This window comes from Streptomyces sp. NPDC048297, assembly GCF_043201585.1.
In the GTDB taxonomy this organism is placed as follows: domain Bacteria; phylum Actinomycetota; class Actinomycetes; order Streptomycetales; family Streptomycetaceae; genus Streptomyces.
Genome location: NZ_JBICZA010000005.1, coordinates 301,987 through 316,499, shown reverse-complemented (window position 1 = coordinate 316,499; position 14,513 = coordinate 301,987). Strand labels below are relative to the sequence as shown.

At 73.7% G+C, this 14,513-nt stretch carries 8 protein-coding genes; 1 reads left to right on the top strand and 7 read right to left on the bottom strand.

What is annotated here, in order from left to right:
* A partial coding sequence (locus ACGFYV_RS08290) for a hypothetical protein (RefSeq protein WP_393877556.1) occupies window positions 1-245 on the top strand: 245 nt, incomplete at its 5' end.
* A 216-nt stretch (window positions 246-461) separates the two neighbouring features.
* Here ACGFYV_RS08290 and ACGFYV_RS08285 read toward each other — a convergent pair.
* From ACGFYV_RS08285 to ACGFYV_RS08255, 7 genes are all read right to left on the bottom strand, one after another.
* Entirely contained in the window at window positions 462-2,240 is a 1,779-nt protein-coding gene (locus ACGFYV_RS08285) for a GMC oxidoreductase (protein WP_393877539.1), read from the bottom strand.
* 64 nt (window positions 2,241-2,304) lie between these two features.
* Window positions 2,305-3,918: a succinic semialdehyde dehydrogenase gene (locus ACGFYV_RS08280; RefSeq protein WP_393877538.1), complete on the bottom strand. Its 1,614-nt coding sequence runs from the start codon at window positions 3,916-3,918 to the stop codon at window positions 2,305-2,307.
* 136 nt (window positions 3,919-4,054) lie between these two features.
* Entirely contained in the window at window positions 4,055-5,044 is a 990-nt protein-coding gene (locus ACGFYV_RS08275) for a serine/threonine-protein kinase (protein WP_393877537.1), read from the bottom strand.
* Window positions 5,045-5,214: 170 nt separating this feature from the next.
* Complete coding sequence (locus tag ACGFYV_RS08270) at window positions 5,215-6,936, bottom strand: serine/threonine-protein kinase (RefSeq protein WP_393877536.1); 1,722 nt, start codon at window positions 6,934-6,936, stop codon at window positions 5,215-5,217.
* Window positions 6,937-7,136: 200 nt separating this feature from the next.
* Window positions 7,137-9,062 (bottom strand): serine/threonine-protein kinase, encoded by a 1,926-nt coding sequence (locus ACGFYV_RS08265; protein ID WP_393877535.1) that lies wholly within the window; start codon window positions 9,060-9,062, stop codon window positions 7,137-7,139.
* A 251-nt stretch (window positions 9,063-9,313) separates the two neighbouring features.
* Window positions 9,314-11,245, bottom strand: coding sequence for a serine/threonine-protein kinase (locus ACGFYV_RS08260; RefSeq protein WP_393877534.1), 1,932 nt, complete (start codon window positions 11,243-11,245; stop codon window positions 9,314-9,316).
* 332 nt (window positions 11,246-11,577) lie between these two features.
* Window positions 11,578-14,406 (bottom strand): protein kinase, encoded by a 2,829-nt coding sequence (locus ACGFYV_RS08255; protein WP_393877533.1) that lies wholly within the window; start codon window positions 14,404-14,406, stop codon window positions 11,578-11,580.
* Between the last annotated feature and the right edge of the window lie 107 nt (window positions 14,407-14,513).

Sequence of the window (14,513 nt, the reverse complement as noted above, 5' to 3'; positions counted from 1 at the left end):
AGACCAGCCTCCAGCACCAGCTCACCGGCGCCGCCCTCAACCTCGCCCGCATCGACGCCCACCTCACCGGCACACCCCGAGCCCGCACCCGCACCCGCCACTTCGCAGCACTTCGCCCCGCCGACCAGACGATCGACGGGGCGAAGAAGACGCAGGGCCCCGGAATTAACCAACGGCATCGTCTCGAGTCCCGCGGGGCCCTTCGTCACACCCACCACGACCACCGCACCGGCCACCCAATGTGACTCACATCACACAAAAATCGGAGTGCTGCGGCACAACCGTTCACAGGCCTCGCTGATCAAACCTGCTGCCGGATCAAGCAGACGGTAAGAGCGAGGGACCTGCGTTCGGAGGGGGATGCAGGTCCCTCGAGGCTTGTCCGCGCCCGGCCACTTCTGCCCCGGCTACTTCTGCCCCGGCCACTTCTTCGGCGCTGCTCCCCCGACTCCCCCACAGCGCTACTTCTTCGGCGGCACCGTCGGCATCCCCAGGAACGGCAGCTTCAGCGCGCCGAACGCGTCCGCCGGGATCGCCGGGGTGCGCGGCTCCACCGGCTTCAGCCGCTCGTACGCCGCGCCCGAGGCCGGGCGGGGGTCCTCCTCGCCCTTGTTCGGCCAGTACGACATCGCCCGCTCGGCCTGCGCGGTGATCGTCAGCGACGGGTTGACGCCCAGGTTCGCCGAGACGGCGGCGCCGTCGACGACCGAGATGCCGGGGTGGCCGTACAGCCGGTGGTACGGGTCGATCACGCCGGTCTCCGGTGAGTCGCCGATGGGGCAGCCGCCGAGGAAGTGCGCGGTCAGCGGGGTGCCCATCAGCTCGCCGACGTTGCTGCCCGCGAAGCCGTTGATCTCCTCGGCGAGTGCCGTGGCGGCCTCGGTGGCGGCCTTGATCTGCATGGGGTTCGGCGCGCCGTGGCCCTGCCGGGCGGTCAGCAGGCCCTTGCCGACGCCGTCGGGCTTCAGGTAGGTGGTCAGCGAGTTGTCCAGGGACTGCATGACCAGGCCGATGATGGTCCGCTCCGACCAGCGCCGGTTGGACAGGGAGCGCAGCACCAGCAGGGGGTGGCGGGCCGCGTTGGCCAGCCAGCCGAGGACGCGCGAGGAGCCCTCGGCATAGGGCACCTGGAGGACCGTGAGGCCGCCCATCGAGTTGGACTTCTTGCCGTAGCGGACCGGCTCGATGTGGGTGTTCTCGTCCGGGTGGACGGAGGAGGTGATGGCGACGCCCTGCGTGAAGTCGGCCTTCTTCACGCCGTGTGCCTTGCGGTAGCGGCGGTCGACGGTCTGCGCGCCGACCAGGGCCTCGGAGTTGGTCCGGGTCAGGTCGCCGAGCCGGGCGGAGAGGTGGGGCAGCCGGCCGCCGGCCTTCATGCGGTGCAGCAGGGTCTGGGTGCCGTAGGTGCCGGCCGCGACGACGACCTTGCGGGCGGTGAACAGCCGCCCCTCGCCCTTCTTCTTCCGGTCCGTCGGGAGGGTGGCCACCGCGTAGCCGCCGCGCGAGTCGTCCGTGACCGACACGACCGTGGTCAGCGGGTGGACCACCGCGCCCGCCTTCTCGGCGAGGTACAGGTAGTTCTCGTTCAGGGTGTTCTTCGCGCCGTGCCGGCAGCCGGTCATGCACTCGCCGCACTCGGTGCAGGCCTTGCGGGACGGGCCGGCCCCGCCGAAGTACGGGTCGGCGACCTCGCCGCCCGGCTTCGCCTTCGTCGCCCCGTCCGCGTCCTCGCCGTCGCCGAAGAACACGCCGACGGGCGCCATGTGGAAGGTGTCGCCGACGCCCATCCGCTGGGCCGCCGCCTTCAGGTGGACGTCGGAGGGGGTCATGGTGGGGTTGAGCCGTACGCCGAGCATGCGCCGGGCCTGGTCGTAGTACGGCGTCAGCTCCGCCTGCCAGTCGGTGATGTCCTTCCACTGCGGGTCGTCGAAGAACGGCTCCGGCGGGACGTAGAGGGTGTTGGCGTAGTTCAGCGAGCCGCCGCCGACGCCGGCGCCCGCCAGCACCATGACGTTGCCCAGCAGGTGGATACGCTGGATGCCGAACATGCCGAACTTGGGGGCCCAGAGGTAGTTCTTCAGGTCCCAGGAGTTCTTCGGCAGGCTGTCCCGGGTGAAGCGGCGCCCCGCCTCCAGCACGCCGACCTTGTAACCCTTCTCCGTCAGGCGCAGGGCGGACACCGAGCCGCCGAAGCCGGAGCCGATGACGAGGACGTCGTAGTCGTAAGCGTCCTGGGGCACGGGGGTCTCCTCGTTGGGTGTCGCGTGCAGGTGCTCTCTGTGGCCGGTCGCGCCCCTGGGTGGGCTACTTGAACCGGAACGCCTTCATCAGGCGCAGGCTCGTGCTCATGAACCGGGCGTACGTCTCGTCGTCCATGCCCAGCGACGGCGCCATCGGCAGCAGGCGCTGCTGGGCCACCGTCTGGGCCTCGGTGTACTTGAGGATGCCCTCGGAGCCGTGGCGGCGGCCGAGACCGGAGTCCTTCATGCCGCCCATCGGGGACTGGACGCTGCCGTAGGCGGGCGCGTAGCCCTCGTTGACGTTGACCGTGCCGGTGCGCAGCCGGGCGGCGACGTCCCGGCCGCGGCGGGCGCTCGTCGTCCACACGGAGGCGTTCAGGCCGTACGCCGTGGCGTTGGCGCGCTCGACGGCCTCGTCGTCGCTCGTGAACCGGTAGATGGAGACGACCGGTCCGAAGGTCTCCTCGTCGCAGACGGACATGGAGTCCTCGACGCCGTCGAGGATGGTGGGCTCGAAGAAGTACGGGCCGATGTCGGGGCGGGCCACGCCGCCGGCGACCACCTTCGCGCCCTTGGTGACGGCCTCCTCGACGTGCCGCTCCACGGTCTTCAGCTGCCGCTCGCCGACCAGGGAGCCCATGTCGGCGCCGTAGGCGAGGGAGTTGCCGAGCCGCATGGCCTTGGTGCGGGCGGCGAAGCGCTCCAGGAAGGCGTCGGCGACGGACTCGTGGACGTACAGCCGCTCGATGGAGATGCAGAGCTGTCCGGCGGAGGAGAAGCAGGCGCGGACAGCGCCCGCGGCGGCCTTCTCGATGTCGGCGTCGTCCAGCACCAGCATGGCGTTCTTGCCGCCGAGTTCGAGGGAGACGCCGACCAGGCGGGAGGCGGCGCCCTCGGCGACCTCGCGGCCGGTGCGGGTGGAGCCGGTGAAGGAGACGTAGTCGGCGTGCCGGACGACCTCCGGGCCGACGACCGGGCCCTCGCCGAGCACGACCTGGAAGACGCCCTCGGGCAGCCCGGCCTCGATCAGCAGGTCACGGGCCCACAGCGCGGTCAGGCAGGTCTCGGTGTCCGGCTTCATCACGACGGCGTTGCCGGCCACGAAGGCGGGCAGCGCGTCGCCGACGGACAGCTCCAGAGGGTAGTTCCAGGGGGCGATCTGGCCCACCACACCGCGCGGGTGGCGCAGTTCGGTGACCTTCGTCAGGGTCGGGATGGCACCGGTGTGCCCCTTGGGCCGCAGATAGGCGGGGGCCTTGCGCCCGTAGTGGCGGGCCGCGACGGCGACGGCCTGCACCTCCTCGTGCGCGTGCAGCCGGGCCTTGCCGGTCTCCAGCTGGATCAGGTCGAGGACCTCGGCCTGCCGGGCGAGCACCAGGTCGTGGAAGCGGAGCAGCACGGCGGCCCGCTGCCGTACCGGAGTCCTCTCCCACACCGCCTGCGCGGCGCGGGCGGCCTGGTAGGCCTTGAGCACGTCCTCCGGGGTGGACTCGGGCAGGTCCGCCAGCTTCTCGCCGGTGAACGGGGTGTGGTTGGCGGTACGGCCGGAGCCGACGACGCCCTTCGTCAGCTGCGCCACCAGCTCCGGGGTGACCACGTCGGCGGCGGTGCGGACGCCTTCGGGAGCGGGGGCGAGCGGGTTGGTACCAGTGCGGTCCTGGGCCTGCGAGTCCGTCATGAGGCGCAGGGTATGACGGGAGCAGAACTTTGTGTACCCGTCGGTAACGGGGTTTCACCGTCCGCTCACACACCGCCAGTGATCACTGGCAGCAAATACGCTGATCAGCGCGTTGTCGGGCGAGCGGCGCGGACGATCATTCGCCCGCCGGTTTTCTCGTGAGGAGGAGGCCGAGGGCGGCGAGGGGGGTGCGGCGACGGGTGCCGGCGGGCGTGTCGGTGGGTGGAGTAGGTGGAGTGGGTGGAGTAGGTGGAGTAGGTGGAGGCGTGGGGGCGGGCGCCTCCGCCGTCCGCGCGACGGACACCGGTACTCGCACGGGTACCGGCACCGCCTCCTGCGCAGCCGCAGCCGCACCCTCAGCAGCCTCCGCCTCGGACATGCCGCCCGCGCACGCCTCCAGCACCGCCGCGACCTCCTCCGCTCCCGGCCGGGCCTCCGGTTCCGGTGCGCGCAGGCGGTCCAGCAGGGGGCCGAGCGGACCGAGCGCGGAGGGGTCGGCCCCCTCGACGGCGGCGGCGAGCAGCGCCCCGAGGGACCACAGGTCGGAGGCGGGGCCTGCGGCGCGCCCGGACAGCCGCTCCGGGGCGACGAACCCGGCGGGGGCCTCCTCGGCGTGTCCGTCCCCGATCCCGAAGTCGGTGACGACGACCCGCCCGGTGCCGGACTCGATCAGGACGTTGGCGGGTTTGAGGTCCCGGTGCACGATCCCGACGGCGTGCGCGGCGCGCAGCGCCCCGAGGACGGCGAGCCCCACCCGTGCGGCCTCGGCGGGCGGCAGCGGTCCGCGTCGTACGACCTCGCGCAGCGACTCGCCCTCGACCAGTTCCATGACGATCCACGGCAGACCGGCCTCGGTGACCACGTCGAGGCAGGTGACGGCGGAGGGGTGCCGTACGCGGGCGGCGGCGCGGGCCTCCCGGTAGAGGCGGTGGGCGATCCGGCCGCTCTCCTCGTCGTCGGCCGGGTCCCCGGGCAGCAGGGGCTCCTTGACGGCGACCTCCCGCCGCCCCTCCTCGTCCCAGGCACGCCAGACGGTGCCGGTCGGGCCGGACCCGAGGCGCGCGACGAGCCGGTAGCGCCCGCCGATCAGAGGTCCGTCGGGCGGGTGTTCGCCGTCTTCACTCATGGCACATGAGTACCGTGCGCACCCCGTCCTTGTCGAAGAGGCGCGGTCAGGCGGCTCGACGACCGGCCAACTCGCGCTCACCATCGGCGTGTTGGAGCATTTCGCGCCTGCCTCTCCGGTCAGCCGGTCAGCCGTCCGGCCGACCGTCCGTCCGTCCGTCCGTCCGTCCGTCAGAGTTTCGCGATGTCCAGGTTGGCGATCGCCGTCTTCGCCACGTCCTTGCCCCGGGCGGTGAAGTCGCCCTTGCTCGGGTAGCCGATGGTGAGTTCGTACAGGTCACCGGATTTGGTGACGTAGTAGAAGATCTGGAGTTCGCGGGGGCGCGGGTCCTGGGTGTCGTCGGTCGTATAGGTGACGGTGTTCTTCGCGGCCTTTCTGCCGCGGTACGTGGGACTGTCGTCCGGGTCCGTCTTCGCGCCCTTGGGCATGTCGAGGATGTACTCGCCCTGGCTCTTGAACTTCTCGTCGTCGGCGTGCATCTGGGCCGGTGCGTTGCTCTGGATCTGCTGCAGGGAGTCGTCCGACTTCCGGGCGAGGTGCAGGACGATGGAGATGCTGCCGCTGTAGTCCGTGTACGACACCCAGTTCTGGTCGGGGGCGTCCTTCTCCGGGCGATCGGTCTGGTAGGTCGCGGGGGCGGCGACGGTGGCGCCGAGCCGGGCGTCGGTGTGCTTCGTCCAGTCGTCGGGCAGCGGGCCCGCGAACGGGTCGGCGAGCACCAGGTATCCGGCCACCGCGGCGGCGACCACCGCCGCGCCGGCGCCCAGCCAGAGCGCACGGCCCCGGCCCCGGCGCGGGGAGCGGGTCCCGGGCACGGTGGCGTGCGCCGTGGCCGGCGCGGCGCCCTGTGCCGTGGCCGGCGCGAAGTGCGCGGGCTCGGGTGCCGGGGGGTTCGCGGCGGCTTCCAGCAGGGCGCGCACCTGGGGTGCCGTCGGGCGGCGGGCGGGATCCTTCTGGAGCAGGCCGTTGATGACCTCGGCCAGCGGGCCCGGCGCGGCGGCGGGCGGGGCCGGGGTGGCGTTGAGGACGGACTGGAGGGTGGCCGGGGTGTTGCTGCGGCGGAACGGCGAGACGCCCTCGGTGGCCGTGTACAGCACCACGCCCAGGGACCACAGGTCGCTCGCCGGGCCGGGCCGCTGGCCCAGCACCCGCTCCGGCGCGATGTACTCGGGCGAGCCGACGAAGCCGCCGGTGTCGGTCAGGTTCGTGTCGCCCTCGATCAGGGCGATGCCGAAGTCGGTGAGCACGACCCGGTCGTACCGGCCGAGCAGGACGTTGTCCGGTTTCACGTCCCGGTGCAGGACACCGGCCGCGTGCGCCGTCTCCAGCGCGCCGAGCACCTCCAGACCGATCCGGGCCGCCTCGCGGGCGCCCATCGTGCCCTCCTGGAGGGCGGCGCCCAGCGAACGGCCGTGGACCAGCTCCATCACGATCCACGGCCGGCCGTCGACCACGGCGACGTCGTGCACCTCGACCACCGCGGGATGGTCGAGCCGGGCGGCCGCGCGGGCCTCGCGGCGCATCCGCTCGAACGCGGTGGCGCGTTCCCGCTCGGGGAGGTGGTCCGGAACCCGGGGTTCCTTGACGGCGACCTCGCGGTCCACCACCTCGTCCTTGGCCCGCCACACGGTGCCCATCCCGCCGTGCCCGAGCTTGGCGAGCAGCCGGTACCGCCCGGCGATCAGCCGTCCGGCGCCGGGCTCCTGGGCCGGCGGCGGGGCCGCGGCGGCCTGGATGGGCACGGCCTGGATGGGCACGGCCTGCGGCGGCAGTTGCCCCTGGTGCGCGTCCGCGACCGCGTACGGGTTCACGGCCGCGCCCTCGTGCGGCGGTCGCAGGACAAAGCTCGTCGTCTCGTCGGCCGGGCGGCCCGTTCCCCCGTCGTTGCTCATGGTCCATCCATATCGCGCCTTGTGCGATACGAGCCACTCCGCTCTTGAACGGTCACAGAGCCGTGACCGACAAGGTGCCGTCGGGTCGGGACGGGGACAGCGTCGATGCGCGGTCGGGGCGCGGTCGGCGAACGACCGGCGAGCGGACGGCGAACGACCGGCGAGCAGACGGCCAACGACCGGCGAGCGGACGGCGAAAGTCAGCGAGCGGTGACCGTGAAGGTGTCGAGGGCCACGTCGAAGTGCTCCCGCGCCTCGCGCACCTTGCCGACCGGCGCCGAGACCCACACGTCGTACATCCGGCCGCCCTCCTCCCAGGTCAGGTCGTAGGTGTGGCGCGGTCCCTCGGCGGCGCTGTAGCCGTTCCAGGTGAACTCCCAGAGAGCGGCGGGGTGTCCGGCATGGGTGGTCCCGGTGACCCGGCCGTCGTGGTAGCCGGGGTAGTTGCCGGGGCCCTCGGCCGCCGAACGGTTCATCACCGCGGCGGGGCCGCCCGGTTGGGGCAGGGTGACCTTGATGCCGAGGCGGAAGGTCTCCCCCGGGGAGAGGTAGAAGACCCGCTCGCCCTGCCGCTCGCGGGTGAACTCCTCCGGTACGGCGAGGGTGTAGCCGGCCGGGTCCTGGGCGGTGCGGTAGCCGGAGGGTGCCGTGTGCTTCTCGGTGGGCGTGGGCGAGGCCGTACCCGTACCCGTACCCGTACCGGAGGCCGTCGGGGACAATGCCGTACCGGTGTCGATGTCAGTGCCGGTCGCCGGGCTGGACGCCGTACCGCCGGGTGTGCCGCCGCCCGCGTCGCCGCCCTGGTTCAGCAGCAGCGCCGCCGCCGAGACGCCCGCACCGGCGACCGCGGCGACGAGCAGCGCGGCGATCAGCACGCCGCGCGTGGACTGCCGTGCCGGCGGGGCCTGTTCACCCGACGAGGCCGAGGGGGCTGAGGGGGCCGAGGGGGCTGAGGGGGCCGAGGGGACCGACGGCGCGGAGTGTGCCGACGGCTCCGCCGACTCCGCCCGGGGCGGCCCCTCCCCTCCGCCCGACCCGCCTGGCGGGGCCGACGCCCCGTGCGCCACGTCGTGTTCCGTCGCCGAGTAGGAGGAGCCGAAGGAACCGGGGGAGCTGAAGGAACCGGGGGAGCCGAAAGAACCGGGGGAGCCGAAAGAACCGGGGGAGCCGAAAGAACCGAAGGAGTCGGCGGAGTCGGACGTACGACCGCCGGAGCCGCCGTGCCGCGCGGCGCGTCCTCCGCCGAGCCGGTGCGTGCGTCCCGTGCTCTCGGTGCCCGGCGCGGGCGGGGTGCGGCCCGTGTCCAGGAACGTCCGCAGCATCCGCTCGGCGTCCGACGCGCCCAACCGCCGCTCGGGATCGCGCTCCAACAGGCCCCGTACGACCGGCAGCAGCGGCTCGGCCTGCGCGGGCGGCCGGATCTCGGCGGCGACGACGGCGTGCAGGATGCCGCCGAGCGAATCACGCCGGAACAGCGACTCGCCGCTGAGCAGCGAGCACAACAGCACGCCCAGCGACCACAGATCGGACTCCGGGCCGGCCCGCAGGCCGGACATCCGCTCGGGGGCGGTGTATTCGGGCGACCCGACGAAGGAACCGGTCTCGGTGAGCGTGGTGGCGCCCGCGACCTGCGCGATCCCGAAGTCGGTGAGCACGACCCGCTCGGTGCCCGACTCGACCAGGACGTTCGCGGGCTTGACGTCCCGGTGCAGCACCCCCGCCTCGTGCGCGGTGCGCAGCGCGCTCAGCAGGGCGATGCCGATCCGGGCGGCCTCCGCCGCGTCGACCGGGCCGCTCGCCGTGATCCGGTCCGCGAGCGAACCGCCGTCGATCAACTCCATGACGATGTACGGCCGTTCGTCCTGCTCGACGACGTCGTGCACGACGATGATGTGCGGGTGCCGCAGTTGGGCGACCGCCCGCGCCTCGCGCAGGGTGCGGTCACGGCGGCGGCGTACGTCGTCGTCCGCGAGGGAGTCGTCCGGGGCGAGTTCCTTCACCGCCACGCGGCGGCCCAGCACCTGGTCGCCCGCCCGCCACACGACACCCATGCCACCGCGGCCGATGCGCGCCTCCAGGCGGTAACGGCCCGCGATCACACGGAAGTCGTCCCCCTCGGTCCCCATACGCCCATCATGCCGCACCGGACGCACCCGCTCCGGGGACCACTCGGCCAAGAGAGGGCGCTGATCGGCCAAGCCCGGGGCACAGCGGCGCACACGACGCGCGCACCCCGGCGCTCGGGGCGTGTCCCCGGCACTCAGGCCGTTCTTCCGGAACTCGGGCAGTTTCTCCGGCACTCAGGCCGTTCCCCCGGTACTCGGGCCATGTCCCGGCACTCGGGCCATGTCCCGGCACTCGGGCCATGTCCCGGCGCTCAGCCCGCCTTCGGCTGCCAGCTCTGCAGCACCCACGTGAACTGCTTGCTCGTCCTCGCCCAGTCCTGGGCGGGCGTCGACATGTAGATCGCGTACTCGGTGCCCCCGCGCGAGACGTACGTCTCCTCGACGGCGCGCCGGGGCCCGGCGACATAGGGCTCGTCCTGCCCCCGCGCGTTCCAGGTGTACTCCCACCGCGAGCCCTTGCAGTCGCGGTAGGTGTTCTCCTTCAGGGTCACGCGCTGGTAGCCGGCCAGCCGGTTCCGGAGCTGCTGTTCCAGGTCCGCCTGGTGTTCGTAGCCGCCGGCGAAGTCGGGGTTGGGATCGACGGCGATACGGATGAAGTGCACCCCGCCGTCGGGCGAGTAGTCGACCTGCTTGAAGTCGACCGGGACGTCGCTGCTGGACCGGTACACCTTGCGCTTCCAGCCCTTGGGCAGCGAGATGCCGAAGCCGATCGGGTCGTCGTAACGCTGCCAGTTGGCGGGGACGGTGCCGCCGTCCGGGGCCGGGGAGGTCGCGTCCGAGGTCCGCGCCGGTGGCGGGACGACGCTCGCGTCCGAGTCCTGTTGCCTCGACTGCCACTGCTGGTAGCCGACCGCGGCGCCCCCGCCGATCACGGCCGCCATCACGACGACCAGTGCGAGCGAGCGCAGCCGGCGCGGGGGCCGGGCCTGCGCCGGGCCGCCGGGTGCGCCAGGTCCGCCGGGGCCGCCAGGTCCGCCGGCCGGGCCCAGCATCGTGGGCGCGACCGCCGTCGCCCCGGTGCCGGGGTGGCCCGGGGTGCGGGGGCCGTAACCGGCGGCCGGTGACGCCGCGGCGGGGCCGTAGCCCGCGGAGCCCGTACCGGATGCATAGCCCCCGGGGGCCGTGCCGGATCCATAGCCTCCGGAGGCTGTGCCTGATCCATAGCCTGGGCCTGCGGGGGCTGTGCCGGGGCCGTAGCCCTGCGGGCCCGGCTGCAGGCCCGGCTGCAGGCCCGGCTGCAGGCCCGGCTGCAGGCCCGGCTGCAGGCCCGGCTGCAGGCCCGGCTGCAGGCCCGGCTGAGGGCCGTACCGGCCGGTGGCGCCCAGGCCCGAGCCCTGGGTCGGCACGTATGCCTGGGCGTCCCGGGGCCGTCTGCCCTCGGCCGCCTCGGCGAGCATCTGCTCGGCCTCCTCGGCACTGGGCCGCTGGGCCGGTTCCTTGCGCAGCAGGGCGGAGATGACGGGACCGAGCGCGCCGGCGTGGCGGAGCTCCTCCGCCTCCTCCTCGACGACCGCCTGCATCGTGCTCAGCGGGGAGGTGCGGCGGAACGGCGAGCGGCCCTCGACCGCCGTGTACAGCGTGGCGCCGAGCGCCCACAGGTCGCAGGACGGGCCGGGGTCGTGGCCGCGCACCCGCTCGGGCGCGAGGTAGTCGACCGAGCCGACGACCTCTCCGGTGCGGGTGATGGTGCTGTCGCCCTCGATCTGGGCGATGCCGAAGTCGGTGAGCAGGACCCGGCCGTCCCGGCCGAGCAGGACGTTGCCGGGCTTGACGTCCCGGTGCAGGACGCCCGCGGAGTGCGCGGCGCGCAGCGCCCGCAGCACCCACAGGCCTATGCGCGCGCTCTCGTGCGGCTCGATACGTCCGCGCTCCTTGACCGCGTCGGCCAGCGAGTTGCCCTCGACCAGCTCCATCACGATCCAGGGGCGGCCGTCGTGTTCGAGGACGTCGTGCACGGTGACGACGGCGGAGTGGTTGATGCGCGCGGCGGCCCGTGCCTCGGCCCGGGTGCGGGCGAGCAGGACGGCCTGGTCGCTGTCCGAGACGAAGTGCGCGGCGGTCAACTCCTTGACGGCGACCATCCGGTGCAGCACCTCGTCGTGAGCGCGCCACACCCGGCCCATGCCGCCCCTGCCGATGGAGTCGGCGAGCCGGTAGCGGCCCGCTATGAGCAGGCCCTGCATCTGATTCACGTTGCCCCGCAATGGTCTTGTCAGGGTCAGACTAAGGACCGGTCTGTCCCCAGGGAACAATCGGGGTGCCAAGGTGACAGTCCTGTGACGCTCGCACCCGGAAGCACCCGATCCCCATGCGTACGGCCCGTGGAGGGAATACGCGAGCGGTGCAGGGAGTGCTCAAGCGGTGCGTGCGGGGACGCGGGGAGAACCCGGCCGCGGCGGACGACGCGCTCAGCCCGTGCACACGGTGCGTGCCGCTCGACACGTGTACGGGTGCGTGCCGTTCAGCCCGTGTACATGGTGCGCGCCCACTCAACACGTGTACAGATACGTGCCGTTCAGCCCGTGTAGCGGTACGTCGCCGTCGCCTGCTCGTACAGCCGGGTCACCTCGTCGCGCTCCGCCTCCGGGCCGCGGACCTGCACGACGTGGTAGCGGCCGTCCAGCAGGATCGCCATGTTGCGCACGTACAGGTCGCGTCCCTGGGCGTCGGTCCAGGTGAACTGCCCCTCCGCCATGGTCCGTCCGCCCACCTCGATGGTGCGCAGCCCGGTGGCCGTGGCCCAGCTGGAGTCCCGGTACGGCTGCAGTTCGCGTTCCTTGTCCCGCTGGTAGGCCATCGGATCGGTGCCGTACGTCGTCGTGCCGTCCCGTCCCGGTACGACGAGCAGCTCGAAGTTCCCGTGCGCGTACACCACTTGGCCGCTGCCGTTCCTGGGCGAGCGCGTCCAGCCGTTGGCGACCGCGACCTTGAAACCGTCCGGGTCGGTGCGCAGCGTGAACCCCTCGGCGACGGAGGAGTCACCGCCGGTCTGGGTCTCGGTGGCGGGCCCGGACGCCGAAGGGCCGCCGCCGGCCGCACTGCCTCCGGAGGCGTCGTCCCCGGCGGACGCCCCGGTGGACGGCTGCCGGGTGCGGGAGGGGGCGGGGCCCGCCTGTCCCGCGCTGCCGGTACGGTCGCCGCCCGCCGTGCCGTTCCCGCCCTGCTTGGGCATGAACAGCATCGCGTACGTCACCGCGCCGGCCAGCAGGAGCAGGATCAGCAGGAGCAGGGTCCGGCCGAGGCTGCGCGGCGAACGCTCCTCCTCCCGGGCCCGCTTGTGCCGCCCGTGCGGGGACGTGGGCGACGCGGGTGACGTGCCGCGCCGCCGCCTGCGCACCAGTTCACCGCGCCGCCGCACGATCGGCAGCCGCCTGGGGTCGGCGGGCGGGACCGTGACGACATGGCTGCCCGCGTCCGGCTCCGGCGCCGACCGCACCAGCGATCGCAGCCAGCCGCTCAGTTCCTCCACGTCCGGCCGGTCGGTGGGGTCCTGACGCAGCAACGACTCCACGACCGGACGCAGCGGCCCGCACTCCTCGGCGAAGGCGGGCGGCTCCGCGCACACCAGTTGCACCAGCTCGGCCGTGGACTCCTCGGGGTAGGGCGCGTGCCCCTGCACGGCCCGGAACAGCAGGGCGCCGAGCGCCCACAGGTCCGTGGCCGGCCCGATCGGCGCCGCCAGCTGCCAGTTCTCGTGCACGGGCCCGGCCTGTTCCGGCGCCCACCGCTCGGTCACCGGCCCCACCACGGTCATCCGCACCTGCCGGGCCCGCTCCGCCGCGATCGCCGTTCCGGGCCCGCGTCGTACGGCAGTGCCGCCGACCGGGTCGTCCCAGCGGGAGGCACCGGTGGACTGGGCGGGGAGGGCGGGCGGGGAGGGCGGCGGCGTGGCGGAGGTGGCTCCTGGGGGACGGGTCCCGGGTCGGGGGGCGAGGCCGGGCGGGACGGCTCCGCGCGGAGCGGAACCCGGGGACGGCTGGGGCGCGGGCGCCGGGGGGAGGCCGCCCGGGTGGCGTGGGGCGCCGGCGGCCGGGGCCGGTGTGGTGGCGGGGCCGGTGCCGGTGCGGGGGGTGGCGCCGTGCCAGGGCGTGCCGTGCACTCCGTAGGGATCGGCGGTCGTACCGGGGGGCGCGCTGCCGGGCTCGGGAGCGTACGGCTGCCCGGAGGCGTACGGCTGCTCGGGGACGTGTGGCTGCTGCTCAGGGGCATACGGGTGTTCGGAGGCGTACGGCTGCTGCTCGGGGACGTACGGCTGCGGTGCCGCGGCGTCGCCGGCGGTCTCGCCGGGGGCGGGAGGGCGGGCCCCGGGGAGGGCGGCGCGGCCGTTCTGCTGGGACTCCTGCACGCGGGCCGCGGCGCGGGCGCCCGCGCGGTACGCGGCGATGGCACCGGCGCGGGCGGCACGGATGTCCTCGCCGCTCCCGCTCTCCAGCGCCCGCGGCCCCGCGGGTGCGGCGCCCCCGGTCCTGGTCCCGGCCCCCGCCCCGCCCCCGGCAGGGGTCACGTTTCCGTCCGGCGTCGGCAGCCCGTCGGCCGCCCGCGCCTGGATCGCGGCCCGCCGCGCGGCCTCGGGGTCGGCGTTGGCGTTGGCGTTGGCGTTGGCGTTGGCGTTGGCGGAGGGAACCGCACCGCCGGCCGCCGGACCACCACCGGAACGCGGGAGAGCGCCGACGTCACGAGGAGCCGGGACAGCGGGCCCGGCAGGCCCCTCGTCGCGTCCTTCCTCCGGCGGCACCGGGTCGTAGCCGCACAGCGCCTCCTCCGCCGCGCCGACCGCGAGACCGGTCAGCATGACGCGGCCGTCGTCGAGGACGAGGACCGTGCGGGCGGTGATGTTGCGGTGCACCCAGCCGTGGGCGTGCAGCACGCGCAGCGCCATGAGGACGTCGGAGGCGACCTCGGCCGCCCGGTACGGCGTCAGCGGCTGCTCGGCGAGGAGTGCGGACAGCGGGCGCGCGGACACCGCCTCGCTGACGATCCACAGCGAACCGCCCTCGGCGAACACGTCGAAGACCTGGTCCAGCCGGGGGTGGTCGGGTATGCGGGCGGCCGCCTGCACGGCGTCGATCGCGCGCCGCACCGCCGGGTCCGTGGGCCGGCGGGTCGCGGTCCGGGCCGCCGGGGTCCGGCGCACTCCCCGTTCACGCGCGGTGAACCCCGCGGGCAGCCCCTCCGCGTCGAGCACCTCGGCCTCGACGACCTCGGGCAACGGCACCTGACGGACCAGTACTTCCTGACCGCTGTAGGTGTCGAAGGCGAGGGTCTCGGTCAGTTCGTACTCGTCGGAGGGCGGCAGCGGCAGGCGGTAGCGCTCGGCGAGCACTCGGCCCGCATACTCGTCCACGTTGCCTCCCCCTGCCGTCCGGTCGTTCGCTTCCGTTCGCCGTGCGACCCGTTACGCGTCGCTGCCCGGCTGCGTACGGTCCTCGACCCTTCACGATACGTGCCGGA